At 56.7% G+C, this 23,532-nt stretch carries 27 protein-coding genes and 1 pseudogene; 15 read left to right on the top strand and 13 right to left on the bottom strand.

Features of this window, described 5'->3' with window-relative positions:
• Positions 1 to 2 precede the first annotated feature (2 nt).
• Genes GKR98_06055 through gph form a run of 4 tightly spaced genes read left to right on the top strand, consistent with a single transcriptional unit; the run spans position 3 to position 3,877 of the window.
• Positions 3 to 752 carry a biotin--[acetyl-CoA-carboxylase] ligase gene (locus tag GKR98_06055; protein QMU57795.1) on the top strand — a complete coding sequence of 250 codons (750 nt, stop codon included), beginning with the start codon at positions 3 to 5 and terminating at the stop codon, positions 750 to 752.
• Positions 753 to 772: 20 nt separating this feature from the next.
• Entirely contained in the window at positions 773 to 1,546 is a 774-nt protein-coding gene (locus GKR98_06050; protein QMU57794.1) for a type III pantothenate kinase, read from the top strand.
• Positions 1,543 to 3,210, top strand: a complete 1,668-nt coding sequence (locus GKR98_06045) for an MBL fold metallo-hydrolase (GenBank protein ID QMU57793.1) — start codon at positions 1,543 to 1,545, stop codon at positions 3,208 to 3,210. Before GKR98_06050 ends, GKR98_06045 begins: the two co-directional genes overlap by 4 nt.
• A 1-nt stretch (position 3,211) precedes the next feature.
• Positions 3,212 to 3,877 (top strand): phosphoglycolate phosphatase, encoded by a 666-nt coding sequence (gph, locus tag GKR98_06040; GenBank protein QMU59990.1) that lies wholly within the window; start codon positions 3,212 to 3,214, stop codon positions 3,875 to 3,877.
• On the opposite strand, the gene GKR98_06035 is transcribed toward gph, so the two are convergent.
• The 6 genes from GKR98_06035 to GKR98_06010 all read right to left on the bottom strand — a co-directional run bounded on the left by GKR98_06035 (position 3,874) and on the right by GKR98_06010 (position 8,676).
• On the bottom strand, positions 3,874 to 4,089 hold the full coding sequence (locus tag GKR98_06035) for a 4-oxalocrotonate tautomerase (GenBank protein ID QMU57792.1): 216 nt from the start codon (positions 4,087 to 4,089) through the stop codon (positions 3,874 to 3,876). The two genes, gph and GKR98_06035, sit on opposite strands and share 4 nt — an antisense overlap.
• A 68-nt stretch (positions 4,090 to 4,157) precedes the next feature.
• The gene (locus tag GKR98_06030) at positions 4,158 to 5,600 is read right to left on the bottom strand and encodes a DEAD/DEAH box helicase (protein ID QMU57791.1); all 1,443 of its coding nucleotides are present in this window, start codon (positions 5,598 to 5,600) and stop codon (positions 4,158 to 4,160) included.
• Between the two features lie 481 nt (positions 5,601 to 6,081).
• Positions 6,082 to 6,531, bottom strand: a complete 450-nt coding sequence (locus GKR98_06025) for a hypothetical protein (protein ID QMU57790.1) — start codon at positions 6,529 to 6,531, stop codon at positions 6,082 to 6,084.
• A gap of 49 nt (positions 6,532 to 6,580) precedes the next feature.
• The gene (locus GKR98_06020) at positions 6,581 to 6,766 is read right to left on the bottom strand and encodes a hypothetical protein (GenBank protein ID QMU57789.1); all 186 of its coding nucleotides are present in this window, start codon (positions 6,764 to 6,766) and stop codon (positions 6,581 to 6,583) included.
• Between the two features lie 12 nt (positions 6,767 to 6,778).
• Complete coding sequence (locus GKR98_06015) at positions 6,779 to 7,024, bottom strand: hypothetical protein (GenBank protein ID QMU57788.1); 246 nt, start codon at positions 7,022 to 7,024, stop codon at positions 6,779 to 6,781.
• Between the two features lie 44 nt (positions 7,025 to 7,068).
• A complete protein-coding gene (locus GKR98_06010) occupies positions 7,069 to 8,676 on the bottom strand; it encodes a peptide chain release factor 3 (GenBank protein QMU57787.1) in 1,608 nt (535 codons plus the stop codon).
• Positions 8,677 to 8,822: 146 nt separating this feature from the next.
• Here GKR98_06010 and GKR98_06005 point away from each other — a divergent pair, with 146 nt between their 5' ends.
• The 7 genes and pseudogenes from GKR98_06005 (at position 8,823) to GKR98_05975 (ending at position 14,594) form a co-directional block, all read left to right on the top strand.
• Entirely contained in the window at positions 8,823 to 9,194 is a 372-nt protein-coding gene (locus GKR98_06005) for a nuclear transport factor 2 family protein (GenBank protein QMU57786.1), read from the top strand.
• 180 nt (positions 9,195 to 9,374) lie between these two features.
• Positions 9,375 to 9,941, top strand: a complete 567-nt coding sequence (locus GKR98_06000; protein QMU57785.1) for a hypothetical protein — start codon at positions 9,375 to 9,377, stop codon at positions 9,939 to 9,941.
• Positions 9,942 to 10,010: 69 nt separating this feature from the next.
• Complete coding sequence (locus GKR98_05995) at positions 10,011 to 10,790, top strand: SDR family oxidoreductase (GenBank protein QMU57784.1); 780 nt, start codon at positions 10,011 to 10,013, stop codon at positions 10,788 to 10,790.
• Positions 10,791 to 10,882: 92 nt separating this feature from the next.
• Positions 10,883 to 11,422: a hypothetical protein gene (locus tag GKR98_05990; GenBank protein ID QMU57783.1), complete on the top strand. Its 540-nt coding sequence runs from the start codon at positions 10,883 to 10,885 to the stop codon at positions 11,420 to 11,422.
• 157 nt (positions 11,423 to 11,579) lie between these two features.
• Positions 11,580 to 12,152, top strand: a complete 573-nt coding sequence (locus GKR98_05985) for a hypothetical protein (GenBank protein ID QMU57782.1) — start codon at positions 11,580 to 11,582, stop codon at positions 12,150 to 12,152.
• A 110-nt stretch (positions 12,153 to 12,262) separates the two neighbouring features.
• Positions 12,263 to 13,454, top strand: a pseudogene (locus tag GKR98_05980) (sodium:proline symporter).
• A gap of 81 nt (positions 13,455 to 13,535) precedes the next feature.
• The gene (locus GKR98_05975; GenBank protein QMU59989.1) at positions 13,536 to 14,594 is read left to right on the top strand and encodes an ATP-binding cassette domain-containing protein; all 1,059 of its coding nucleotides are present in this window, start codon (positions 13,536 to 13,538) and stop codon (positions 14,592 to 14,594) included.
• Positions 14,595 to 14,685: 91 nt separating this feature from the next.
• Here the strand turns inward: GKR98_05975 and GKR98_05970 are convergent, their stop codons facing one another.
• Positions 14,686 to 15,366, bottom strand: a complete 681-nt coding sequence (locus GKR98_05970) for a WYL domain-containing protein (GenBank protein ID QMU57781.1) — start codon at positions 15,364 to 15,366, stop codon at positions 14,686 to 14,688.
• Between the two features lie 4 nt (positions 15,367 to 15,370).
• On the bottom strand, positions 15,371 to 15,712 hold the full coding sequence (locus GKR98_05965; protein QMU59988.1) for a hypothetical protein: 342 nt from the start codon (positions 15,710 to 15,712) through the stop codon (positions 15,371 to 15,373).
• A gap of 223 nt (positions 15,713 to 15,935) precedes the next feature.
• On the opposite strand from GKR98_05965, the gene GKR98_05960 reads away from it, so the two are divergent.
• From GKR98_05960 to GKR98_05945, 4 genes are read left to right on the top strand one after another with little or no spacing between them, the layout of a single operon-like run.
• Positions 15,936 to 16,157, top strand: coding sequence for a Sec-independent protein translocase TatA (locus GKR98_05960; protein ID QMU57780.1), 222 nt, complete (start codon positions 15,936 to 15,938; stop codon positions 16,155 to 16,157).
• 22 nt (positions 16,158 to 16,179) lie between these two features.
• Complete coding sequence (gene tatB, locus GKR98_05955; protein ID QMU57779.1) at positions 16,180 to 16,659, top strand: twin-arginine translocase subunit TatB; 480 nt, start codon at positions 16,180 to 16,182, stop codon at positions 16,657 to 16,659.
• On the top strand, positions 16,656 to 17,621 hold the full coding sequence (locus GKR98_05950; GenBank protein ID QMU57778.1) for a twin-arginine translocase subunit TatC: 966 nt from the start codon (positions 16,656 to 16,658) through the stop codon (positions 17,619 to 17,621). Before tatB ends, GKR98_05950 begins: the two co-directional genes overlap by 4 nt.
• Complete coding sequence (locus GKR98_05945) at positions 17,618 to 18,457, top strand: DUF815 domain-containing protein (protein QMU57777.1); 840 nt, start codon at positions 17,618 to 17,620, stop codon at positions 18,455 to 18,457. Before GKR98_05950 ends, GKR98_05945 begins: the two co-directional genes overlap by 4 nt.
• 115 nt (positions 18,458 to 18,572) lie before the next feature.
• Here GKR98_05945 and GKR98_05940 read toward each other — a convergent pair whose 3' ends face one another.
• From GKR98_05940 to GKR98_05920, 5 genes are all read right to left on the bottom strand, one after another.
• Positions 18,573 to 19,661, bottom strand: a complete 1,089-nt coding sequence (locus GKR98_05940; protein QMU59987.1) for a peptidoglycan DD-metalloendopeptidase family protein — start codon at positions 19,659 to 19,661, stop codon at positions 18,573 to 18,575.
• A 103-nt stretch (positions 19,662 to 19,764) separates the two neighbouring features.
• Entirely contained in the window at positions 19,765 to 20,409 is a 645-nt protein-coding gene (locus GKR98_05935) for a protein-L-isoaspartate(D-aspartate) O-methyltransferase (protein ID QMU57776.1), read from the bottom strand.
• A complete protein-coding gene (gene surE, locus GKR98_05930) occupies positions 20,406 to 21,191 on the bottom strand; it encodes a 5'/3'-nucleotidase SurE (GenBank protein QMU57775.1) in 786 nt (261 codons plus the stop codon). The genes GKR98_05935 and surE overlap by 4 nt, the downstream gene beginning before the upstream one ends.
• A 117-nt stretch (positions 21,192 to 21,308) precedes the next feature.
• Positions 21,309 to 21,950: an SDR family NAD(P)-dependent oxidoreductase gene (locus GKR98_05925; GenBank protein QMU57774.1), complete on the bottom strand. Its 642-nt coding sequence runs from the start codon at positions 21,948 to 21,950 to the stop codon at positions 21,309 to 21,311.
• Positions 21,951 to 22,002: 52 nt separating this feature from the next.
• Positions 22,003 to 23,469, bottom strand: a complete 1,467-nt coding sequence (locus tag GKR98_05920) for an amidophosphoribosyltransferase (protein QMU57773.1) — start codon at positions 23,467 to 23,469, stop codon at positions 22,003 to 22,005.
• Positions 23,470 to 23,532: the final 63 nt, after the last annotated feature.

The raw sequence follows: 23,532 nt of genomic DNA, 5'->3' as shown, positions 1-23,532 counted from the left end.
GGATGAGCCCGTTGCTTCCCTGGCCTGATAACACTGCCCGCATCGTATTGGACCAAGTCGACAGCACCATGGTCGAGGCTGCGCGTCGTGCGCCAACACTGGATCGTCCCACATGGATCATGGCCCGTCGTCAGACAGCGGCGCGGGGACGACGCGGGCGGTCTTGGACGGCCCCGGACGGCAATTTCGCAGCGACACATCTGATGAAGCCGGGTGGCGATCCAGCCACGGCGGCGCTGCGGTCTTTCATGGCGGCCAATGCTTTGTTCGAGGCACTTGCAATGAAGATCGACCGCACGCACCTGGCACTGAAATGGCCCAATGACGTGCTGCTGAATGGCGGCAAGGTGGCTGGTATCTTGCTGGAAAGCACAGGACGCGCAGGCGGCGTTGACTGGTTGGCCATTGGCATCGGCGTCAACTTAGTCAGCGCACCACCGCCTGACGAAGCCGCACATTTTCCCCCAGTCAGTCTGTCGGGCGAGGGTGGTGAGGCCACAGATCAGGACGAATTCCTGTCGCTGTTGGCCTCAAACCTGGCGACAGAAGAGGCGATCTTTACCACACTCGGTTTCGGCCCAATTCGCGACAAGTGGCTGCGCAATGCCGCCCGTCTGGGCGAAGTTATTACCGCGCGCACCACGCGCGACGAAATCACAGGAACATTTGAAACAATTGACGAAGCTGGACAATTGGTGCTGACAACGGCGAAAGGCCGCGTCACGATACCGGCAGCTGATGTCTATTTCTGAAAACGAAAGGAGGCCGCCCCATGCTGTTATGCATTGACTGCGGCAACACAAATACGGTCATGGCGATCTGGGACGGAAACCAGTTTCTGGGCACGTTCCGCACCTCGACCGAGACCCAGCGCACCTGGGATCAGTATTACGTCTGGCTGTCGACCCTGATGGAGCATCAGGGCATCCCGATGGACATTGACGAGGTTATCATCTCGTCCACCGTGCCGCGCGTGGTGTTCAACCTGCGTGTCCTTACGGACCGCTATCTCAACACCCGGCCTTACGTTGTCGGTAAACCGGATTGCCTTTTGCCTACAAACCCCCGTGTTGACCACGGCACCACAGTTGGCCCTGACCGGTTGGTGAACACGGCTGGCGCTTTTGATCGCCATGGCGGTGACCTGATCGTTGTCGATTATGGCACGGCCACGACGTTTGATGTGGTGGCCGAAGACGGGGCTTACGTTGGTGGGGCGATTGCGCCAGGCGTCAACACCTCGCTGGAAGCATTGCACATGGCCGCCGCCGCGCTTCCCCATGTGGACGTGACCAAGCCGCAAAAAGTCATCGGCACCAACACTATCGACTGTATGCAATCCGGCATCTTCTGGGGCTATGTCGGGCTGGTGCGTGGTGTGACCGAGCGGATCAAAGCCGAATGCGACCGACCCATGAAGGTGATCGGCACCGGGGGTCTTGCGCCCCTGTTCTATCAGGGCGATATGCTGTTTGACGTGATCGAGGATGATCTGACGATGCACGGGCTAACCGTGATCCATCGGCACAATAAGGAAAATTCATGAGTAAAGAACGCCTGATTTATCTGCCGCTGGGCGGCGCCGGCGAAATTGGAATGAACGCCTATGTTTATGGCTGGGGCAAACCGGATGAGGAACGTCTGATCGTGGTTGATCTCGGCGTGACCTTCCCGGACATGGAAGGCTCGCCCGGGGTTGATCTGATCTTTGCGGATGCCGAATGGCTGGAAGCCCGTGCAGACCGGATCGAAGGCATCTTCATCACCCATGCGCATGAAGATCACGTTGGCGCGGTTGGCCACCTTTGGCCCCGTTTGCGCGCGCCGATCTATGCGCGCAAATTTACGGCGCATCATGCAGTTCGCAAACTGAATGATCAGGGGCAGGACGACAATGCGGTCAACGTTGTGAACGCTTGGCCCGAGCAAGTGACCGTGGGGCCGTTCAAAGTTGGGCTGGCCCCCATCAGCCACTCGATCCCCGAAAGCTCGGCCATGGTCATCGACACGCCAGCGGGTCGGATCGTGCACACCGGCGATTTCAAGCTGGATGAAACACCCCTGGTGGGCGAGGCATGGGATCCCGAATTGTGGGACAGTATCGCGGCCGAGGGTGTGAAGGTGCTGGTCTGCGATTCAACGAACGTATTCTCGCCACTGCCGGGCCGATCCGAAGCCAGCGTTGGCCCTGAAATCGTCAAATTAGTCAGCAGTGCCAAAGGGATGGTCGTTGCGACCACCTTTGCGCCAAACGTCGCCCGTGTAAAAACACTGGCCGAGGCCGGGGCTGCCGCAGGGCGGTCAATCTGCCTTTTGGGCCGCGCAATGCGGCGTATGGTCGAAGCCTCGATCACGACCGGCGTGCTGACCGAGTTCCCGACAGTTGTGTCCCCGGAAGAGGCGCAGGATATCCCGCGTGAAAACCTGATGTTGCTGGTCACTGGCAGTCAGGGCGAACGCCGCGCAGCATCGGCCGGGCTGAGCCGTGGCAAGTATCTGGGGCTGCAAGTGGCCGAGGGCGATCTGTTTCTGTTCTCATCCAAGACCATTCCTGGCAATGAAAAGGGCGTGAACCGGATCATCAATGCCTACAGCGAAAAGGGCGTCGATATTGTCGACGACAGCTCCGGCCATTATCACGTTTCCGGTCATGCCAACCGGCCCGATCTGGACACGGTGCATGAGCTTATCAAGCCGAAGATGGTCATACCGATGCACGGGGAACATCGCCACTTGCGCGAACACACAAAGCTGGCAGCGGAAAACGGATTGGCCAGCATTCTGGCGACGAACGGCACCATGGTGGATATAACCGGGGATACGCCAAAAGTGGCCGAATACGTCGAAGCCGGACGCACCTATCTGGACGGCAACGTGCAGATCGGCGCGATGGATGGCGTTGTGCGCGACCGCATCCGTATGGCGATCAACGGCCATGTTTTGGTGACGCTGATTATGGAAGACCACGACGCCCTGGGCGACCCCTGGGTCGAACTTTCGGGGCTGCCGGAAACTGGTAATTCGAAGGCGCCGTTGGTGGATGTTCTGGAAGAAGACCTGAGCCAGTTTATTGGTCGTGCCAAGCGCAAAACGCTTGCCGACGACGGGGCTTTAGAGAAAGAACTGCGCCAGATCGTGCGTAAATCCTCGCAGGATGAGATAGGTAAAAAACCAGAAGTCACCGTTGTCGTTAGCCGCTTAAGTGATTGATATCGTTACTGTAATCTTCGATCTGGACGGCACGCTGATCGACAGCTTGCCGGACGTAACTAAGGCGGTGAACCTGCTTTTGGCAGACGAAGGATTGCCTATGCTTGGCACCTCTGATGTCAATAATTTCGTTGGCAGCGGCGAGCAGGTATTGATGCACCGGCTGATCGCGGCGACGGCTTTGAAGGCGGAAGATTTCGACCGGCTGATGCCGCGTTTCATAACGCACTACAAGACGGCGGCGCTTGATACGAAAGTGTTCCCCGGAGCGATGGATGCGTTGAAGACAATGCGGAACGCGGGCATACCCCTTGGCCTTTGCACCAACAAACCGCGCGCGCCGTTGGAAACAACTTTGGTTGCAGCGGGTTTAGACAATATATTTGATGTTGTGATGGCTGGGGACGATTTACCCACCCGCAAACCGGACCCGGCACCGCTGCTTGAGGCATTTCAAAGACTTGGTGCGCCGAAGGGGATTTACGTCGGAGACAGCGAAATCGACGCCGAGACTGCGGAAAGAGCGGGCGTTCCGTTTGTTTTCTATACCGAAGGCATTCGTGTCGCCGGGATCGACGAAATTCGTCACGACATTGCGTTTGACGATTTCGCCGCGCTTCCGGGTATATGCGAACAGCTGACCGCGAGTGGCAATTCGGGTGGTTAATCCGTACCGGATTTGATTTTCAAGCCGACATCGGTGGTCAGATTTTGACCACCATAGCCCCAACTTCCGCCTTGAACCTCGTGATTGCGGACGGAAACACTGTCATCCAATTTTCCGCCAGCGGCTTCGCCAAAGTCCTGCGTCACGCATTTAATGATGCGGACTTTTTCGCTTCCGTCGAATACACCTTCTAAAACTTTATATCTATCAATGACATAGGCGCAGCCTTGCTAATCACGTTACAGGCATGCTGTCCGGCATCAAGGGAAGTGTGGCGGGTTTAGCTTGCGCGACGTTCTTCAAAACTCATCGCGATAAAACTGGGCATGTGATCGCCCATGCCGACGACCTTGTTGTTGTCGCGGCGATCATTACCGCGGCGTCCCCGGCCTTGCTCTTTCTTGGCGGGCTTGGGCGCGTCGTCGTTTGCGGCTTCGACCGGCGGTTGGACGGCGACGGGCGCTTGCGCAACAACTGGTTCTGCTTCGGCTTTTTTGCGACGAGTAAGGCGCGGTTTTTCTTCTACCGGTTTGTCGTCTTTCACCGCATCTGCCTTTTTCGGCGCTGGTGTGGCACCGCCGGGCAGGTCGGCCCGCGGGATTTCTTTGCCAATCAAACGTTCAATTGCGCTTAGCAATTTCTCGTCGGCGCTGGCACAGATCATGACTGCTTTGCCATCACGACCGGCACGGCCGGTTCGACCAATCCGGTGCACGTAGTCTTCGGAATGCGATGGGACATCGTAGTTGAAAACGTGGCTGACCGAGGGAACATCCAATCCGCGCGCGGCCACATCCGAGGCCACCAGGATTTTCAGACCGCCTTCGCGGAAGCTGTCCAAAGTCTTTGTGCGTTGGGATTGGTCCAGATCGCCATGAATTGGTGCGGCATCAAAGCCGTGTTTTTTCAAAGACTTGGCGACTATGTCCACGTCAGTTTTGCGATTGCAAAAAACCATCGCGTTGGTCAGAGATTCGCCCTCGCGCGTGATCAAGTTGCGAAGAACATCCCGCTTTTCTTTTGCCAAACGGTCCCTGCGGCTGGCGCGGAACATGACAACTTCCTGAGCAATTGTCTCCGACGCAGTTGCCTGACGCGCGACTTCGATACGCTCGGGGTTTGACAGAAACGTGTTAGTGATCCGCTCGATTTCCGAGGCCATGGTGGCCGAGAAGAACAGAGTCTGGCGGGTAAACGGCGTCAGCGCGAAGATGCGTTCGATATCCGGGATGAACCCCATGTCCAACATCCGGTCGGCTTCGTCGACGACCATAATTTCGATACCGGTCAACAGCAGCTTGCCGCGTTCGAAATGGTCCAGAAGACGGCCCGGAGTCGCGATCAATACGTCAACACCGCGGTCGATCAAGACGTCTTGTTCCTTGAAACTGACACCGCCGATCAAAAGGGCTTTGGTCAGCTTGACGTGCTTTGAGTAAGTGTCGAAGTTTTCGGCCACTTGGGCGGCCAATTCGCGCGTCGGGCACAGAACCAGACTGCGGGGCATGCGCGCGCGGGCGCGGCCACGGGCCAGTTTGTGAATCATTGGCAGCGTGAAACCGGCGGTCTTACCTGTACCGGTTTGTGCGATGCCAAGAACGTCGCGGCCTTCCAATGCGGCTGGGATTGCACCTGCCTGAATAGGGGTGGGGGTTTCGTATCCGGCCTCGTCAACGGCCTTGAGGATCTTTGGCGACAGCGCCAGATCAGAGAATTTTGTCATCTCGGTCCATATGTTACGGACCAAATTCTAGGCCCGTCGTCAAAGCGGCATCGGTCCGGATGACCACTGGCTTATCCACAAGCCGCCGCAGGTGGCAGTCTACCTAGGGCAAAGACCCTATTTGGTCAACGTGTTATGGCGATTGGTGCACAATGATTTGATATGGTGTTGATTGTTTCCATAATTGGAATTCCACCCCTAATTGTCGGTTCGAGCCGCATTGCCCTTATTTCATGGGGATTCAAACATGCCAGCCTTTGAATGCCTCGAGAATGTAAGCGCTTTCTTGAATTTTATGCTTTGCTTTCAATGGCAAGACCAGAAAATCTCGATATTTTTAACTGATTTCAGGGTCAACTGTTCTAACAGCTAACGCCATCGATATTGACGCACAGACTTATCCACAGGCGTTCGTTAACTTTGGTTAATATCGTGCTGTCAAAGCGTTGAGCAATCTAAGTTGATTGTTGGCAACTGTCGCTCAAACACCAGATTCGTTCAACAAAGCTAAAAATACGCGTTTGCTCACGTCCAACACTAACAACTGATTGCCCGACTTGAGACCGAGCGTAAGTCCGGATTGTGCGAAATGCGCGACACTGCTTTTGGACATTGGAATATATCCCAGGATGGCATCGCCAGACGAGTTAGAGATACCAGTTGATTGAAAGGGAAAAGGGGTGCCCAATCCGTAAACGGCGGTGATTTCAGGAGCTGCATTTGTTTGAATTGCGTCCAGTCTGATCAACAGTTCCAGTGCGCCGTCGCGTTCAGCCATAACGCCTACGGCTTCGATCTGCCCGGCCTGCGTCTCAGAATGTGCGGTCTCGCTTGCGACGAACAGATCAACACCCGCGCGCGCAACGGGTTCAGACGGAGCAGGAGCGCAGGCCGCCAAAAGGCCCGCAAATATGATCACAACAAATCTCATGGCGGTCACGATGAGCCAGGATCATTAACATTTGGCGAAGGTGAGAATTTTACAGAACTTCGCTGAAAGTCTCACTCGGCAGATCGATTTTGTACACGCCGCGCGTGCCCATCAATTGAAGACTTAACCCTGTTTGCGCAAGTGCGCGAAAAGCCCGTTCGGTCATGGGGATATGGCCAGCTTCCTGCCAGTCGCCGGCAAAGCGGCGACGGTCGTCTTTCGTGTATGGCAGCAAGCGCTGATGGGACTAGGCGCTGGATATTCTGGGATAATTCCGGTCATTTCGGGTGACAAAGGTCTTCAAATACCATCGCGTGTCGCCGTTTTTATAAACCCGAATGGCGCTGACTTCGATACGGCTGGTGGCATCAAGAACCTTGATCACCGGGGCGGATCGCTGAACTGTAACCCCGGTGTGCCGGTTATGGTTGATTTCGCCCGTTGGCGCGCAGGAACAGACTATCGCCAAGGAAAGTTTTGCAAGTCTCAGCATGTGAGCAGTGAAACGCCTTCATGGTTAACCGCTGGTAAATGCGGTCACACCATCATCTCTTTCGTCGCACTTAACTTTAGATCGGGATAGTCTCGCTCGATCCTGTCGATGTCCCATTGCAATCGCGTCAGATAGACCAGATCGCCGTCGTTATCTTCGGCCATATGCCCCTTGTTGGCGTTGGCGAAGGCTTCAACTTTGTCTTTTGGGCCATGCACCCACCGGGCCGAAGTGAATTGCGACGGTTCAAAACGCACTGGCAGTCCGTATTCCAATTCGATCCGGCTGGCGAGCACCTCGAATTGCAATTGTCCAACCACGCCGACGATAAAACCAGACCCAAGCGTCGGCTTGAATATCTTTGCGGCACCTTCTTCGGCGAACTGCTTCAGAGCCTTGTCCAGATGTTTGGCTTTCAGCGGATCGCCCGCGCGGCAGTTCTGCAAAAGCTCTGGCGCGAAACTTGGGATGCCGGTGACTTTGATCACTTCGCCCTCGGTCAGCGTATCGCCGATGCGCAGCTGGCCGTGGTTCGGGATGCCGATGATGTCGCCCGCCCAAGCCTCTTCCGCCAATTCGCGGTCCGATGCGAGGAACAACACTGGGTTCGAGATCGCCATCGGCTTTTTCGACCGCACGTGGGTTAACTTCATACCACGTTTGAAATGCCCCGAGGCCAGACGCACGAACGCCACGCGGTCGCGGTGCTTGGGGTCCATATTGGCCTGCACCTTGAAAACAAACCCGGCGACCTTCGTCTCTTCAGGGCCAACGTGGCGTGGCTCGGCAGATTGCGGCTGTGGCACCGGGCCGAAATCACCGATGCCATCCATCAGTTCCTTGACGCCGAAAGAGTTAATAGCAGATCCAAACCAGATCGGCGTTAGCGTGCCGTCCAAAAATGCCTGCTGGTCGAAGGCGGGCAGTAATTCGCGGGCCATTTCGACTTCTTCGCGAAGCTGACCCAGCAATTCTTCCGGCACCAGTTCGGCCAGTTTCGGATCATCCAGCCCGTCGATCTGAACCGACTCTGCAACCTTGTTGCGATCTGCCCGCTCCATCAACTCCAACCGGTCGTTCAGCATGTCATAGGAGCCGATGAAATCGCGTCCGACACCGATGGGCCAGCTGGCCGGGGTCACGTCAATGGCCAGGTTTTCCTGGATCTCGTCAATGATCTCGAACGTCTCGCGGCTTTCACGGTCCATCTTGTTACAGAACGTCAGGATCGGCAGGTCGCGCAAACGGCAAACCTCGAACAGCTTCTGAGTCTGGCTTTCAACACCCTTCGCGCCATCGATCACCATCACAGCCGCATCCACAGCCGTCAGCGTGCGATAGGTATCCTCGCTGAAATCGCTGTGGCCCGGCGTGTCGACCAGATTGAAGCGGAATTCGCGAAAATCGAACGACATCGCCGAGGCGGAAACCGAAATCCCGCGGTCCTTTTCCATCTGCATGAAGTCTGAGCGCGTCCGCCGGGCTTCGCCCTTGGCGCGCACCTGGCCAGCCATCTGGATCGCGCCGCCATAGAGAAGAAACTTCTCGGTCAGCGTCGTCTTACCGGCATCGGGGTGCGAGATAATCGCAAACGTGCGCCGCCGGGCGATTTCCGGGGGCAGGGGGGCTGTGTTTGAGGCGCGGTCTGACATGGCTTGCGCTATAGCCATGGTCGCGAAGACACGCAATCGACCTTCGCCATAGGATTGACCGATTGCGCGGAATCGACCATCTTTGAGAACGTAACGTGAACAAGAAACTTAAGTGCTTTTGCATCCGCCAATAAGGAGAACTGAAAATGAGCACACAAGACATTGCCGACAAACTCTACCAACACTGCCGAAACCATACCGAGATGCAGGGTCTGGATGAGCTTTATGCTGAGGACGCCGTTTCGGTCGAACCGATGGCGCCGGAAGGGCAGAGTCCGGTGACTGAGGGGCGTGAGGGGATCAAGGGCAAGCACGAATGGTGGGCCTCGGCGTTTGAAGTTCATGATGTTGTCATGGAAGGACCGTTTGTGAACGGCGATATGTTCAGTCTGACATTTGAGATTGATGCCACTGACAAGTCGAACGGCCAGCGCTGGAAATCCAAGGAAATTGCTCTTTATGAGGTGTCGAATGGTAAGATCGTGCGTGAAACATTCATGATGCCGCCGATGGGGTGATCTTCTGGCGGAGCGCATGAGCAGTGACACAATCGCCGGTTGCGGGCCGGATTGTTGGCAAAAACCATCAAAATAGCGGGCGACCAGCGGTTATTTTAGCCGCTACAACAAGTCTTGCTTGATTTGCCTCTGCCCGATAGGTCCAATGCAACGGGTTTTATTGTTTGGGGGTCTGTTCAGATGAACATTCGTTTTGGAGTTACAGGTGCGGCTTTGTTTGCGCTGACGGCGTGCGGCGGCGGTGGTACAGGTACTTTGGTGGTTCCCTATGGGGATCTTGATACTGAGTATGATGCACTACAGCCGTTAGTTCTTGCGCTTTCTACGACGACCACGATGCCCGGAACTGGCTCGGCCGGGTATTCCGGAACAATTCTGATCGGCGACGATCTATCGACCGCGGGAACAGGTTATCTCGGGCGCGCAATCATTGGGGCTAACTTTCAGACCCAAACAATCGATGGCTCGGCAGGTAACTTCTATAATGTGAATTTGGACGGTTCGGGCGATCCGGATACGGTAATCGGCCTGGTTTCCGGTTCAATCGACATCGATTCTGTTGGTTTTTCCGGTGCTGATGGCGACGAGTTCAACTCCACGCTCACCGGAACAATCGCTGGAATGTTAATAGCTGGCGGTATTGACGGCGAATTCGTCGGCGCGACACCGCTGGGTGTCGTCGCGATCGACGATGGAACCGCGACGCTGGGCGGCACACCACAAGAAATTCTGCTTCTGGCGGACTAACCGCCCCCTTTGATCCCAGGATCAACAATGCTACCTCCCCTGTAACGCATACAGGGGAGGTTTTATTTCATGGATCTTGGCATCAAGGGTAAACGAGCGCTGGTTTGTGCGTCGTCAAAAGGTTTGGGGCGCGGGTGCGCCGAAGCATTGGCAGAGGCGGGCGTTGATCTGATCCTGAATGCGCGCGGGGCCGAGGCTTTGGAGGCAACAGCTGCCGAAATTCGCAGCGCCTACGGTGTAGAGGTCGTCACGGTCGCAGCTGATATTACCAGCGAGGACGGCCGCGCTGCGGTTTTGAAAGTCGCGGGTGACGTCGATATTCTGGTCAATAACGCAGGCGGCCCGCCACCGGGCATGTGGACCGACTGGGACCGCGATGATTTTATCCGCGCACTGGACGCCAATATGCTGACGCCGATCGCTTTGATAAAAGCACTGGTGCCAGGAATGATGGAGCGCGGCTGGGGCCGTGTGGTCAACATCACCTCGCAATCCGTGAAATCGCCCATTCCGGTGCTTGGTTTATCGAACTCGGCGCGTGCGGGGCTGACAGGTTATGTCGCTGGCACGTCTCGACAGGTGGCTGCCAGTGGCGTGAACATCAACAACTTGCTGCCGGGTATTCATGCGACAGACCGGGCTGTTTCACTGGATGGCGGGGTAGCCTCCAAAGAAGGCATCACGGTCGAGGAAGCACGGGTCAGACGCGAAGGAACAATTCCGGCGCGTCGGTATGGCACGCGCCAAGAGTTCGGCGCGACATGCGCCTTTCTATGCTCAACCCATGCGGGCTTTATTGTCGGCCAGAACATCCTGCACGACGGTGGAGGAGTAAACGCGACGTTTTAATCGCAGATTAATCTCTAAATGGAATGATCCGAGTTGGTTTTTCAGGAGCACGGAGACCTCGCTTGCGCCCACACCTCAACAATCTGTCCCCCTTGGCTATTGTATTTGTCTTGTCTGCTTGCAGTGCGGGAGATGATGGAAGTTTTCTGATCGATCCTTTAGTCACCGAAGCAATTGCCCTCGCTACGAAGTCGGACGGTCTAACCGTGTCAGCCAGTTTACCTGGTGTCGATGGTGTCGCGATGAACGGTATTATGGTTCTGTCCGATAACTTGGACACAACGGGCGAGCATTATATCGGCGACTTCACGGCAACTGCAAACTTCGCAAGCGGAAACATTAGCGGCGTATCGACCGATTTCGTTGTTGGTCTGTTCGATCCGGATGGAAATCCGACAGGGCCTCAGACTAGTGTTGGCGGGTCAATTACGACGGGTAGCATCGCACTGACACCAGGTTCAGTCCTTTTGGTGCATGCCGGGAATCTTGAAATAAATAGCCTAACAGAAATTGTCACCGGTTCAGGCACTGGCAGCTTTCTTGGTGCGGACGGCGACATGTTTTTGAGCAACGGCACCTTAACGTCGGGCACCAGCACGACCACGTTTTTATCGGCAATCATTGCGGATTGAGCGGTGGGTTTTCAATTTTGTTCACAAGGTTCAGGAGCTCGTTGGGGTAGCACAAGTTTCTGCCAGCTTTGATTGAATTTGAGTGCCAAGTCTTAACGGGTTGCAAAAAGTGTGGAGTTAGCCTCATATCTGCTGGATATACTTAAAGGGGCATTCCATGACTGAATTTCGACTTGCGATTGTTTCGTCGCTGACACTTCTTATTGGCTGCGGAGGTGGTGATCCGGAGCCGGTTCTTCCTGCTGGCCCGCCCGCCTATCTGGCATTGGCCATCGAAACATTGGACTTAAGTGATAAAACATTGGCGTTGCTAGACAGCGGCCCAATTGCAGTTCCACCACCTTCAGATGCAACCTTTGATGGCGTCATGATCGTTCTGGACGACGCGGACCCAGACTTTGGCGGATATGTCGGCGACTTTTCGGCGACCTATACCTTTGCGACCGAAACGCTGGATGGAGACGCGACAGGGTTTTTCTATGATGGCAGCACGGATCCAGCTGTTGCATCTACCGGCACTCCGGTAGCTGGAACGGTGACCGTGGATGGTTCTGGCATAGTGTCGGACGTCATCGCGGTGACACTTGGCGGAATGCTAGGTAGCGACGCGGTCACTGGCACAGGCGACGCATTGTTTCTGGGAGCCGATGGCGACATGGTTTTTGTTGAGGCCTTGGGAGTTACGATTGGCACGCGCTCAACAATGGGAGTGCTGGTATTGGCTGACTAACGCGGTTTCACAAGCACGTCATTTCAATGCATTAAAGCGCCTGGACTCTGGTCCGGGCGCTTTTTGCTTGTTAGCTGCAAAAAACACCGGTGCTTTCAGGAGCAGACAAGATGACCGCTTTTTGGACCATTCCTGTATTTGCAACAATCGTTGGCCTCAGTTTGGCAATGGCGCCGCGACGAGTTTCAGTCGAGGGGTTCTTTGGAGGCAGGGATGTCGCCGGAAAGGCACCGGGACTTTGGACTTTGGTCCTTAGCCAGGTAACCACGTGGATTTTTGCGCGATCGCTGATGAACGCCGCAATCTTGGGGTATTTCTTCGGTATTGCCGGGACGTTGGCCTATGCCGCCTATTATGGGTCATTCCTGTCTGGCGCATTTATCGTCGCCCGTATTCGCTCACAGGGCGGAATGAGCGTGCAGGACCATTTGTTCGCAAATTTTGGGCGCGCTGGCACCGGAACTTATAATATCGTTATCGCTCTCAGACTTTTATCCGAGGTCTTTTCGAATCTGCTGGTTGTCAGCCTGATCTTTTCGGCTCTGCTGCCAGAGACTGCCAGCGCTGGAACCATTGCGATTTTGGCGGTTGCTGGTTTGGGATTGGCCTATTCGGCGTGGGGCGGGCTTTCGGCAGCATTGCGGACGGATGTCGCCCAAATGACCCTGTTTCTGGTCGTGTTTGGCGTGGCTTTTGTTGCTCTGCTTTTGTCGCCGGACTTTTCATTGACGGCGGCTCTTACGGCGCCGGGGGTTTCGGGATCTACGAATGGATGGATTTTGCTGGCAGTCGCCGCACTTCAGGTTTTTAGCTATCCGGCCCACGATCCGGTTATGATGGATCGCGGATTTTTGGCCGATCCTGTCACGACGCGGCGGTCTTTCCTGCACACCTTCTGGATCTCGACATTGTCGTTCATCGCATTTGGGCTGTTCGGTATTCAGGCTTCGATCCTAGGCGCAGAATACGAAGGTCAGCTTCTGGGCACATGGGCGCTGATGTTCCCCGGTTGGGTTTGGTCGGCATTGTTGGTGTCGCTCTTGATCTCGGCACTGTCGACATTGGATAGCGCGATGGCTTCGGCGGCAGGTGCCGGTCTGGGCCTATCTGACCAGTTTTGCTGCGGCGATCTTTGGCGCCTATGCCTATTTTGCCCGCGACACCGAGATTTTGGTGATGATCCTGCCGGAAGGCCATAAATATGAACAACTTTTCTGGATCTGCGTAGTAGTTCTTGGCATCGGCTTTGCGGCGGTTCTGACTGCGACAAAGCGTGTGGCCGGGGTTGCGAGCGACGCCTGACGTTGCTATTTCGCCCTAATCCCGACCGGTTTTATCGGGATTAGAGGTGAGGCTGCGTTGAGCGACACACAATCGGGACTGATGGTTCAGGGGCTGACCCGTCGCTTTGGCGGGCGCGAAGTGGTGTCGAATGTTTCGCTGACTGTGGCACCGGGGCAGGTGATGTGCCTTTTAGGGCCTTCAGGATGCGGCAAGTCAACGACACTCAGGATGATCGCCGGGGTTGACCGGCAAGATGCCGGACAGATCAAAGCAAATGGAAAACTACTGTCTGGAGGGGCGACGCATCTGCCGCCAGAGGCACGTGGTGTCGGCCTGATGTTTCAGGATTTCGCGCTGTTTCCGCATTTATCTGTGCATGACAATATCGCGTTTGGGCTTCGGGGTCTGAAGGCTGAAAAGTCGTTGCGGGTCAGCGAGATGCTGGAGCGCGTTCACCTTGAAGACTTCGCCGACGCCTATCCACACGAACTATCAGGCGGCGAGCAACAGCGTGTGGCGCTGGCGCGCGCTATCGCTCCGCGACCGTCCATCATGCTGATGGACGAGCCGTTTTCGGGTCTGGATAATCGACTTCGCGATGGCATCCGCGATGACACGCTGGATATTCTGAAAGTGGAGAAAACCTCGGTTCTGTTGGTCACCCACGAACCGGATGAGGCCATGCGCATGGCAGATGAGATCGCGCTGATGCGCGACGGGCGCATAGTGCAGCATGGGGCGCCATACAACATCTATAATGCGCCCATCGATCGCGAGGCTGCTGCCTTTTTCAGCGATATAAATGTGATCCGGGGTGTTGTGGAAGGGGCGTTGACCGATACGCCATTCGGCGTGTTTCTGGCACCCGGTTTTGCTGATGGCACCGAGGTCGAGATTGTCATTCGCCCTCAGCACCTGCGCATTGACTTTGATCGACAAGGCCGTGGCCCGAACCCTACAGCAGAAGATGGCACACCGGCCATGGGCGAGGTTGTGCGCAGCCGCTTCATGGGCCGCGAAAGTCTTGTAGAGTTTCGAATGGAGCATGACGGCTCGGTCCTGCATGCCAATATACCGTCGGTATTCCTGCCTAAGCCGGGCACGCGGTTGTGGTTGATGATCCGGCGCGGGCGATGTTTCGTCTATCGGGCTAAGTAGGCATCAAAATCCGACACGGATTTTGAGATGGGGCTCTGCCCCGTCCCTGCCTGGCAGGGACTCCCCGAAGTATTTTAGGACAAAAGAAGCATTATTGGGTCTCGGCAATTTCCATGTAGTCGCCAAGGGTTTTACCGGGTTTTTCTTCGAATGTGTCTGATGTGATGTCGAGGGTTTGTATTCTGTCGACACGGAAGACGCGAAAATCCTCGCGGAGTTCACACCAACTGGTCAGAGTCCAGACGCGCCCCCAGTATTCCATCTGCAAAGGGCGAACGATGCGTTGGGTCTGTGTGTCATCAAGAGTTGTATAGGTGATCCGGGCTTTGCGTCGTGATCGTATGGCGGCGCGTAACGGAGCCATGTGGACGAACCCTCGCGCCGCTTCAGCAAAGGGATAGACGGCGAACCCCCAGCCCGAAGCTGGGGCGGCCCGGTCTTCGGGCAGAACGGCATCGACTTTTTTTGCCAAAGAGTCGGCGGCTGCCTGCAGTTCTTCATCGGCGGCCTTGGCAACGACTGTCAGACCCAGGTGCAGCGCCTCCAGCTCGGTCAGAGTGAGGTTAAGCGGCGGCAAGGTGATGGGGGCCGTCATCATATAGCCCAGCCCCCGTTCACCTTCGACGGGGATACCGCTGGCGATCAGCGTATCCATGTCGCGGTAAAGCGTGCGCAACGACACGCCCAGGTTTTCAGCCATATCCTTGCCACGGTGCAATCGCCCGTCGCGCAGGATCTGGATCAACTCGAAAAGGCGGTCGGTGCGACGCACTCGGTTACTCCATTCGCCACAGGATTGGTGCGTGGCTGAGGTTGACGGTTTCGGGATCGATCATCTGCATCAAAGGTTGGAAATCCGGTTCCTGCATCACTGCTTCTGCTGCGGATAACGCGGCTTCCATCGAGGTCCATTCAATCACATCCGACCATGTTCCTTCGCTGTCTTTGGTCAGAAAGCGCCGGATCAGGGCACCGCCGGCGCGCAACATTGCCTCGGTGCCACGCGCGGCTTCGATGAAATCGTCGTCTTCCGTGCCTGCGTTCAGGCGGAACTGGACCAATTCCAGCACGGGCGTGTCGTCACTGGCGGTAGATCGGGCAGCATCCGCCGGGGCCAGCGTAGGGGCAGGGGTGAAATGCAGGTGTCTCATGTTCGTCTCCGATTCGGGGTTTCAATACGACGCTTCTACGGCACCCCAACTGACAGTAACCTGTCAGTTGTGTTTCTGCACCGGGAAAATAGCGGCATTTCCACCAGTCCGGAGGATGGGTTCGTTTTTCGCGCTTTTCCTTCATGCGCCGAGACCCTACATACGCCGGGATACATTGGGAGAGAGAACCATGGGACTTGGTAATATCGGCCTTCCCGGCCTTCTGCTGATCGCCATCGTCGTTCTGGTCCTTTTTGGACGCGGCAAAATCTCGTCTTTGATGGGCGAAGTGGGCAAGGGCATCACCGCCTTCAAGAAAGGCGTCGATGACGGCAAGAAAGAGATTGAAGACGAAGCCGCTGAAGTGGCCCGCGATGTGACTCCGGAAGAAGAGGAAAAGGACAAGGTCTGAGCGACCTGTCCTGACCTGATCCATGGACATCGGCTGGAGCGAACTTCTGGTCATTGGCGTTGTGGCGTTGATCGTCATCGGGCCGAAAGACCTTCCGGGCATGTTCCGGACACTTGGCAGGTTTACTGCCAAGATCAAGCGCATGGCGCGCGAGTTTCAACGCGCGATGGAAGATGCGGCCGATGAAACCGGCGTGAAAGACGTAGCCGCGGATCTGAAGAGCGCGACTTCGCCCTCGAAGATGGGTCTGGATCGTTTGAACGAAGCCGCTGACAAGTTTGACAGTTGGGACCCGACGAAGCCCTCTGAGAAAGCCAAATCCATAGGTCCTGAAACTGCCAAGCTGGCAGAAGAGCGCGCCGAGACGGCCAAGAAAGCCCGCGCGAATGCCGAGGCAATGGCAAGCAAGTGGAAAAAACCGGAACCGGATGTGGTCGCTGATGCGCCCGCAGATGCGGACGCCCCGAAAGCTGACGCGCCCAAGCCCGGAGACACTGCATGAGCGACGCGACCGATCCTGACCCTGAAGACGGCATCGACGACAGCTCTGCGCCCCTGATCGAGCATTTGGCCGAACTGCGGACACGGTTGATCCGCTCCGTCATCGCTCTTTTGATCGGCATATCGGTGTTTTTCATCCCCATTCAGGGGGATTTCATCGCCGAACATGTGCTGCAATTCATGCTGCGTCCCATCGAAGAAACCCTGCGCGTTCTGGGCGACCCGTCGCCAACGCTGCAATATACCAGCCCGCAGGAATACCTGTTCACGCTATTCCGCATTTCGATGGTGTTCGGGTTCGCGCTCGCCTTTCCGGTGATCGGCTTTCAGATGTGGCGGTTCGTGGCACCGGGGCTCTATCGCAACGAGAAAAACGCGTTCCTGCCGTTTCTGATTGCCTCGCCGGTGATGTTCCTATTGGGCGCGTCTTTCGCGCATTTTGTCGTCACGCCGCTGGCGATGTCTTTCTTTCTGGGCTTTGCCGATGTCAGCTCGATCTTTGCCAATCTATTGTCCGGCGCGGTTGAAGATTTGCCGGAAAGTGCCGCCGTCGTTCCGGAAACGCAAAATGGTCTGCGGATCACATTCTTTGGTAAGGTCAACGAATCCTTAAGCATTTCGCTGACTTTCATCATGGCCTTTGGTCTGTGTTTTCAGCTTCCGGTTCTGCTGACACTGATGGGCAAGGCGGGTCTGGTGTCGGCGCGCGGCCTTGCCGATATGCGCAAATACGCCATGGTCGGTATTCTTGTTCTTGCCGCGCTGATCACACCGCCAGACGTGGTCACACAGGTTATTCTCTTTACGGTCGTTTACGGGCTTTATGAAATTTCGATCCAGCTAGTGAAACGGGTCGAACGCATCCGTGTCGAGACATTGCGCGAAGAAGGTGTCCTGGACGACGACGAAGACCTTTACGGCGACGACGATGAAGACGCCAGCGACGAGGATGCAAAGGCGTGATCGACGATCCGATGGACCGCATTGCCGCCGCGTTGGAACGGATGGCACCTGCGCCACTGGCGGCACCAGACTTCCACACCGCAGACGCCTTTGTCTGGCACGTGTCACCCGATCGGCTGGATCCGGTTAAAGAAGTAAACCGTATCGATGTATCGCTTCTGGTCGGGATCGACCGGGTGCGCGATATCCTCATGGAAAACACCCGGCAGTTCGCCCGAGGGCTTCCCGCCAATAACGCCCTTCTTTGGGGATCGCGGGGCATGGGGAAATCCAGCCTTGTGAAGGCGGCCCATGCAGCGGTTCTGTCCGAAGGTTTGTCATTGAAAATCGTCGAAGTGCAGCGCGAAGACCTGCCCTCGGTCGGGCGGCTTCTGGGCCATCTGCGGGGCTCGGATGCGCGGTTCCTGTTGTTCTGCGATGATCTGTCGTTCAGCCATGATGATCAACATTACAAGTCGTTGAAGGCGGTTCTGGATGGCGGGATCGAAGGACGGCCCGAGAATGTGGTGTTCTACGCCACCTCGAACCGGCGCCATCTGATGCCACGCGATATGATCGAGAATGAACGCTCCAGCGCGATCAATCCCTCGGGAGCCGTAGAGGAGAAAGTATCGCTGTCAGACCGGTTCGGACTGTGGCTGGGGTTCCATTCCTGCACCCAGGACGAATATCTGGCGATGATCCAGGGCTATTGCGACGCCTATGGAGTTTCAGTTGCTGAAGATGAATTGCGGGCCGAGGCCATCGAATGGCAGGCGACACGCGGGGCGCGGTCGGGCCGGGTGGCCTGGCAGTTTTTTGTCGATCTCGCCGGGCGCAAAGGCGTTTCGCTTTAGAACTCACCAAGTTTTGCGCCGCCTGACGGCGTCGCGATGGTCGCGGGGGCAGAAACTGGCGTTTCTGCCCCCGCGACCGTTTTGAGTATTTATACCAGAAAGAAGATGCGATTGGTTACTGAAGGAAGGGCAGCGGATCGACGCTTTCGAAACCTTCGCGCACTTCAAAATGCAGGAACGAAGGGTTTCCTTCGCGCACCGTGGCGATCAGTTGGCCGCGAATGACTTTGTCGCCCTTTTCAACCGCAATGTTGTCGACACCGGCATAGACGGTCAACAGGTTGCCTTCGTGACGCAGCACCAGGATGGGTACCTGATCAGTGTCGCGGGTGATCGCAGCCACGGTGCCTTCGTCAGCGGCACCAACCTGTGCGCCAACCGCAGCGGCAATGCTGATCCCATCGTTGGTGCCCTTTTCGAAGGGACGAATGATGCGCCCCGATACTGGCATTCTAAGACGCGATGTGTCGGAAGCGGCGGTTTGGTCGGTTGCCGGAGCCTCTGCGGCCGGTCGCGACGCTGGGGCTGCGTTTTCCGTTGGCAGTGGATCTGTTGCTGACGGCGGCAATGGCGTTGCCGAGCCGACGCCCGGGGCCTCAAGAGGTGTCGCGGCAACTGCTGTCGACGCAGGGGCCTTAATCGGGATCAGCAGGAATTGACCGTCGCGCAGCGCAAGGTCAGACCCCAGACCGTTCCATTCTGCCAGTGCCGCAACCGGCACGTCGTATTGACGTGCAATCGAGAAGGCAGTTTCGCCCGGTGCGACCCGGTGGCGGGTTGGCTGATTGCCGGCGGGAAGGCCAGGGGCGGCTTCGGCACGGTCAATGGCCGAGCCGGCAATGGTCGCCACGTCCAGCGTTCCACCGCCATTGGTGGCCCCCGTTGCATCTGCGACCCGGACAGGCAGGGCGATGACCTCGCCCCCCTGCAGCGCCAGGTTTGGCGGTAAGGCGTTGTAGCTGGCCAGTGTGCCCCCATCCAGGCCGACACGTGCCGCGATTGTGCCGACTGTATCGCCGGGGCGTGCAACGGCAACCTGATAACCGGTATCCGAGATGACGCCACGCGCATCAGGTTGGGGTGCATTTCGCACGGCATTGCGTGCCGCATCCGAAGTATCAAATTGTCCGGCCCCGCCGCGCAGGTCGAAATCCAGATCGCCCAGACCGCCACAGGCTGAAAGTGCCAGTGCCGCTGTGCCCATTGTCAAAAAGTGTAATGCTGTGCCTGTTTTTTTCATCGCTCAAAATTCCTCATACGCAAATGCCTGCCCTCTTGTTTCGGGACTATGGCAATACAAACCCGGATCATTCCTGACCCATCCCTTCGACCAAAGGCACAAACCTGACAGGTCGAAGTTCTTCATAATCATAGCCAGTTTCGGTGCGGGTGACCTTGATCAGGGTCTGCACCGCGTCTGACTGTCCCACCGGCACCACCATGATACCGCCTGTTTTCAGCTCTGCCAACAAGGGACCGGGTGGGTCCTCTGCCGCTGCTGTCACCAGAATGCGGTCAAAGGGGGCCTGTTCAGGGAACCCGCGCGAACCATCTGCGGCCAATGCAGTGATATTACTCAGATCCAGAGTATCGAAGGCGGCCTGCGCCTGTGCGACCAGCCGCTTGTGGCGATCAACTGTGTAGACGCGCCGTGCCAGATGGCTGAGAACAGCAGCCTGGTAGCCTGAGCCGGTTCCCACCTCCAACACCTTATGGCGGGGTTGAACATTCAGCGCTTTGGTCATCAGGCCGACAACCGACGGCTGGCTAATCGTCTGGCCGCAGGCAATTGGCAGTGGCATGTCTTCATAAGCCCGGTCCGAGAACAGGCCTTTGACAAAGGCGCCACGGTCCACCTTTTCCATTGCATTCAATACACGCACATCGCGCACGCCCCGTTGACGCAGGGCAAAGACGAATTGCATCTGGCGTTCGGCAAGATCTTCGGTCATTCCAGCCGATCTCTCAATGCTGCAAGTTCGTCGTGCGCCGTCAGATCGGCCCTAAGTGGTGTGACCGAAATATAACCGTCAAGGTTCACAGCTGCGTCAGTGCCGGGTTCTGTTGGATGATGCTGAGGTCCACCCTTAACCCAAAGAAACATTCGGCCCGAGGGCGCAATATGGGGTTCGGCGCCAAATTTGGTATCGCGGCGATACCCCTGCGCAGCAACCTTAATGCCCTTCACTTCTTCGCCTGGCAGTGGTGGGAAATTAACATTGTAAAAAGTGCGGTAATCGCGGTCGTGCCAATCGCCGTGGCGCAAGAGACGCCGCACAGTGTCGACACCGTGCATGGCCGCTGCCTCGAACGGATTGTCCAGGGTGTTGTTGTCGGGCCCGTAAAACTGGCTGAGCGCGATGGCGGGTAACCCTTGAAGGGCTGCCTCCATGGCGGCACCAATGGTTCCCGAATACAGCACGTTCTCCGCTGAGTTATTGCCCCGATTCACACCAGACAAGACCAAGTCAGGGCGCGCATCTTTCATGACCTGATGCAACCCGGCCAGCACGCAATCAGCTGGTGAACCTTCGGCCGCAAAACGACGCTCTTCCAACTGGATCAACATTGTCGGGTGAGTATAGCTGATTGCATGGCCGACGCCGGATTGCTCAAAGGCCGGAGCAACAACCCAAACCTCGCCATCGTCGCCCGCGATTTCGGCGGCAATTGCCTCCATGATGCGCAATCCCGGGGCGTTGATGCCGTCGTCGTTGGTAATCAGGATGCGCACTACGGTTGACCTTTTGAAATTGCCTTGTCCAAACCTGATTAGGTCAGTGTTGCGGGGCGGGCAAGGTTAGTGCGTCATCCGCAAGGGGCTGAACAGCGTTTTTCGCACCGCACAGGGTCAGATCTGTTTCAGAACCTGCAATGCGGCGACGTTCGCGGTGGTAAGGGCGTCGCGGTCCTCGCCCGGAAAGAAGCGTGCCCGCGTTGCAGTGGGCATAGGCGGCGGGGTGATAATGCGCACATTTGGGCCGGTATTTGCTGTTTCCGCCTGCCAACTGCGGGCCAACGCCATTTGGGCTGCTTTTGTGGCGCCGTACGCGCCAAAAAACTTCTCGCCAACATGAGGATCATCAAACAAAACGGCTGTTCCGTTTTCGGCGGCCTCCAGCAGAGGTGAGACCATGGTGATCAGGCTGGACGTGGCTGTTACATTGGTGGCCAGTGATTTCGCCAAATCCTTGCCGTCCACATGATTGGCAGGCGCTAGTGGCGCGGCATGAATTGCAGCATGAACCCAGACATCGACCTTGCCCCAGCGGTCATGGATGCCCCGGCATAGCTGAGCCATCGCATCCGCTTTGGTCACATCCATCGGAGCAAGGGTCGCAGCACCACCGGCGGCCTGAATACGGTCGTCCAGTTCTTCCAGCGCGCCGACCGTTTTGGCGACGGCAACGATGTGGTGATCAGCGGCAAGCGCTTCGGCCATTGCGGCACCAAGACCGCGCGAAGCACCGGTTATCAAGGCTATCTTTGTCATGGGCGCGGTTTGGCCGTGCAGGGCAGTGGCGTCAAGAGGATTGCGGCGTTGTTTACTCTGCCGCCTTCAGCACCATGCCTTTTTCGATCATGTCGCGTGGCTCAACCGGATATTGGCCCGAGAAACAGGCATCGCAATACTGTGGGCTGTTAGGATCGCGACCCTTGGCCTCGCCTACGGCACGATAAAGGCCGTCCAGCGAAATGAACTTCAGACTGTCGACACCCAGATGGCTGCGCATTTCTTCGGCAGTCATTGTTGCTGCCAGCAGCTTTTCTCGTTTCGGGGTATCGACGCCGTAAAAACACGGCCAGGCTGTCGGTGGCGATGCAATGCGGAAATGCACCTCAGCCGCGCCCGCATCCAGGATCATCTCTTTGATTTTTCGGCTGGTTGTGCCGCGCACAACGCTATCGTCGACCAGTATGACCCGTTTGCCGCGGATCAGCGCGCGATTCACGTTCAGCTTCAAACGAACACCCATGTTCCGAATTTGCTCGGTCGGCTCGATGAATGTGCGACCCACATACTGGTTGCGGATGATCCCCATTGCGTAGGGAATGCCGCTTTCCAGCGAATAGCCGATGGCCGCGGGCGTGCCGCTGTCGGGCACTGGACAGACCAGATCGGCATCGACCGGAGCCTCTTTCGCCAATTCGCGCCCGATGGACGAGCGCGTTTCGTAAACCGACCGACCGCCAAGGGACGAGTCCGGACGCGAGAAATAGACATGCTCAAAGATGCAGAACCGGGATTTCCGGGTTTCAAACGGGCGGTGGCTTGAAACTTCGCCATTTGCGATCACAACCATTTCGCCGGGATCAATCTCGCGCACAAACTCTGCGCCGATGATATCCAGCGCGCAGGTTTCAGATGCCAATGCCCAACCATCGCCAATCTTGCCAAGAACAAGTGGGCGAACTCCAATCGGGTCGCGCACGCCGATCAGCTTGGTGCGGGTCATAGCGACAATGGAAAAAGCCCCTTCGACACGACGCAATGCATCTTTCATCCGCTCTGGGATGTTTTGCTGAAGCGATCGGGCCATCAAATGGATTATGCATTCGCTGTCAGAGCTTGACTGAAAGATCGAGCCGCGCTCAATCAATTCGCGGCGCAATGCATCAGCGTTGGTGATGTTGCCATTGTGGGCGATTGCAGCCCCACCCATGGAAAACTCGCCTAAAAACGGCTGCACGTCGCGAATTTGTGTTGGCCCTTTCGACCCAGCGGTCGAATAGCGAACGTGACCGATACCAATCGGACCGGGCAGCGTGTTCATGATGCCCTGACTTGTAAAGTTATCGCGCACCAATCCGAACCGATGCGCAGACTGAAATCCGTTCTCAGGCTCGTAGGTGACAATGCCACCTGCTTCCTGGCCGCGATGTTGAAGCGCGTGCAGTCCAAGGGCCACAAAGTTGGCAGCGGAATTGACACCTATGACGCCAAAAATCCCGCATTCTTCGCGCAATTTGTCGTCGTCAAACGGGTTCGTCGTCAGGGATGATTCGGCCATGAGGGCTGGATGAAGTCCATGAAGCAGCAGATGCCGCCTTCTTAAAGGGTCGTCATCAAAGTG

This window comes from Boseongicola sp., from assembly GCA_014075275.1.
Taxonomy (GTDB): Bacteria; Pseudomonadota; Alphaproteobacteria; order Rhodobacterales; family Rhodobacteraceae.
The sequence above is the reverse complement of the archived record's forward strand: the minus strand, read 5'-3'. Positions and strand labels throughout refer to the sequence as shown.

Excerpts from the sequence above, each read along its gene's own strand:
- GKR98_06055 (QMU57795.1), top strand. The coding sequence starts at position 3 with ATGAGCCCGTTGCTTCCCTGGCCTGATAACACTGCCCGCATCGTATTG.
- GKR98_06050 (QMU57794.1), top strand. The coding sequence starts at position 773 with ATGCTGTTATGCATTGACTGCGGCAACACAAATACGGTCATGGCGATC.
- GKR98_06045 (QMU57793.1), top strand. The coding sequence starts at position 1,543 with ATGAGTAAAGAACGCCTGATTTATCTGCCGCTGGGCGGCGCCGGCGAA.
- GKR98_06030 (QMU57791.1), bottom strand. The coding sequence starts at position 5,600 with ATGACAAAATTCTCTGATCTGGCGCTGTCGCCAAAGATCCTCAAGGCC.
- GKR98_06025 (QMU57790.1), bottom strand. The coding sequence starts at position 6,531 with ATGAGATTTGTTGTGATCATATTTGCGGGCCTTTTGGCGGCCTGCGCT.
- GKR98_06015 (QMU57788.1), bottom strand. The coding sequence starts at position 7,024 with ATGCTGAGACTTGCAAAACTTTCCTTGGCGATAGTCTGTTCCTGCGCG.
- GKR98_06010 (QMU57787.1), bottom strand. The coding sequence starts at position 8,676 with ATGTCAGACCGCGCCTCAAACACAGCCCCCCTGCCCCCGGAAATCGCC.
- GKR98_06005 (QMU57786.1), top strand. The coding sequence starts at position 8,823 with ATGAGCACACAAGACATTGCCGACAAACTCTACCAACACTGCCGAAAC.
- GKR98_06000 (QMU57785.1), top strand. The coding sequence starts at position 9,375 with ATGAACATTCGTTTTGGAGTTACAGGTGCGGCTTTGTTTGCGCTGACG.
- GKR98_05995 (QMU57784.1), top strand. The coding sequence starts at position 10,011 with ATGGATCTTGGCATCAAGGGTAAACGAGCGCTGGTTTGTGCGTCGTCA.
- GKR98_05985 (QMU57782.1), top strand. The coding sequence starts at position 11,580 with ATGACTGAATTTCGACTTGCGATTGTTTCGTCGCTGACACTTCTTATT.
- GKR98_05975 (QMU59989.1), top strand. The coding sequence starts at position 13,536 with ATGGTTCAGGGGCTGACCCGTCGCTTTGGCGGGCGCGAAGTGGTGTCG.
- GKR98_05960 (QMU57780.1), top strand. The coding sequence starts at position 15,936 with ATGGGACTTGGTAATATCGGCCTTCCCGGCCTTCTGCTGATCGCCATC.
- tatB (QMU57779.1), top strand. The coding sequence starts at position 16,180 with ATGGACATCGGCTGGAGCGAACTTCTGGTCATTGGCGTTGTGGCGTTG.
- GKR98_05950 (QMU57778.1), top strand. The coding sequence starts at position 16,656 with ATGAGCGACGCGACCGATCCTGACCCTGAAGACGGCATCGACGACAGC.
- GKR98_05940 (QMU59987.1), bottom strand. The coding sequence starts at position 19,661 with ATGGGCACAGCGGCACTGGCACTTTCAGCCTGTGGCGGTCTGGGCGAT.
- GKR98_05935 (QMU57776.1), bottom strand. The coding sequence starts at position 20,409 with ATGACCGAAGATCTTGCCGAACGCCAGATGCAATTCGTCTTTGCCCTG.
- GKR98_05925 (QMU57774.1), bottom strand. The coding sequence starts at position 21,950 with ATGACAAAGATAGCCTTGATAACCGGTGCTTCGCGCGGTCTTGGTGCC.
- GKR98_05920 (QMU57773.1), bottom strand. The coding sequence starts at position 23,469 with ATGGCCGAATCATCCCTGACGACGAACCCGTTTGACGACGACAAATTG.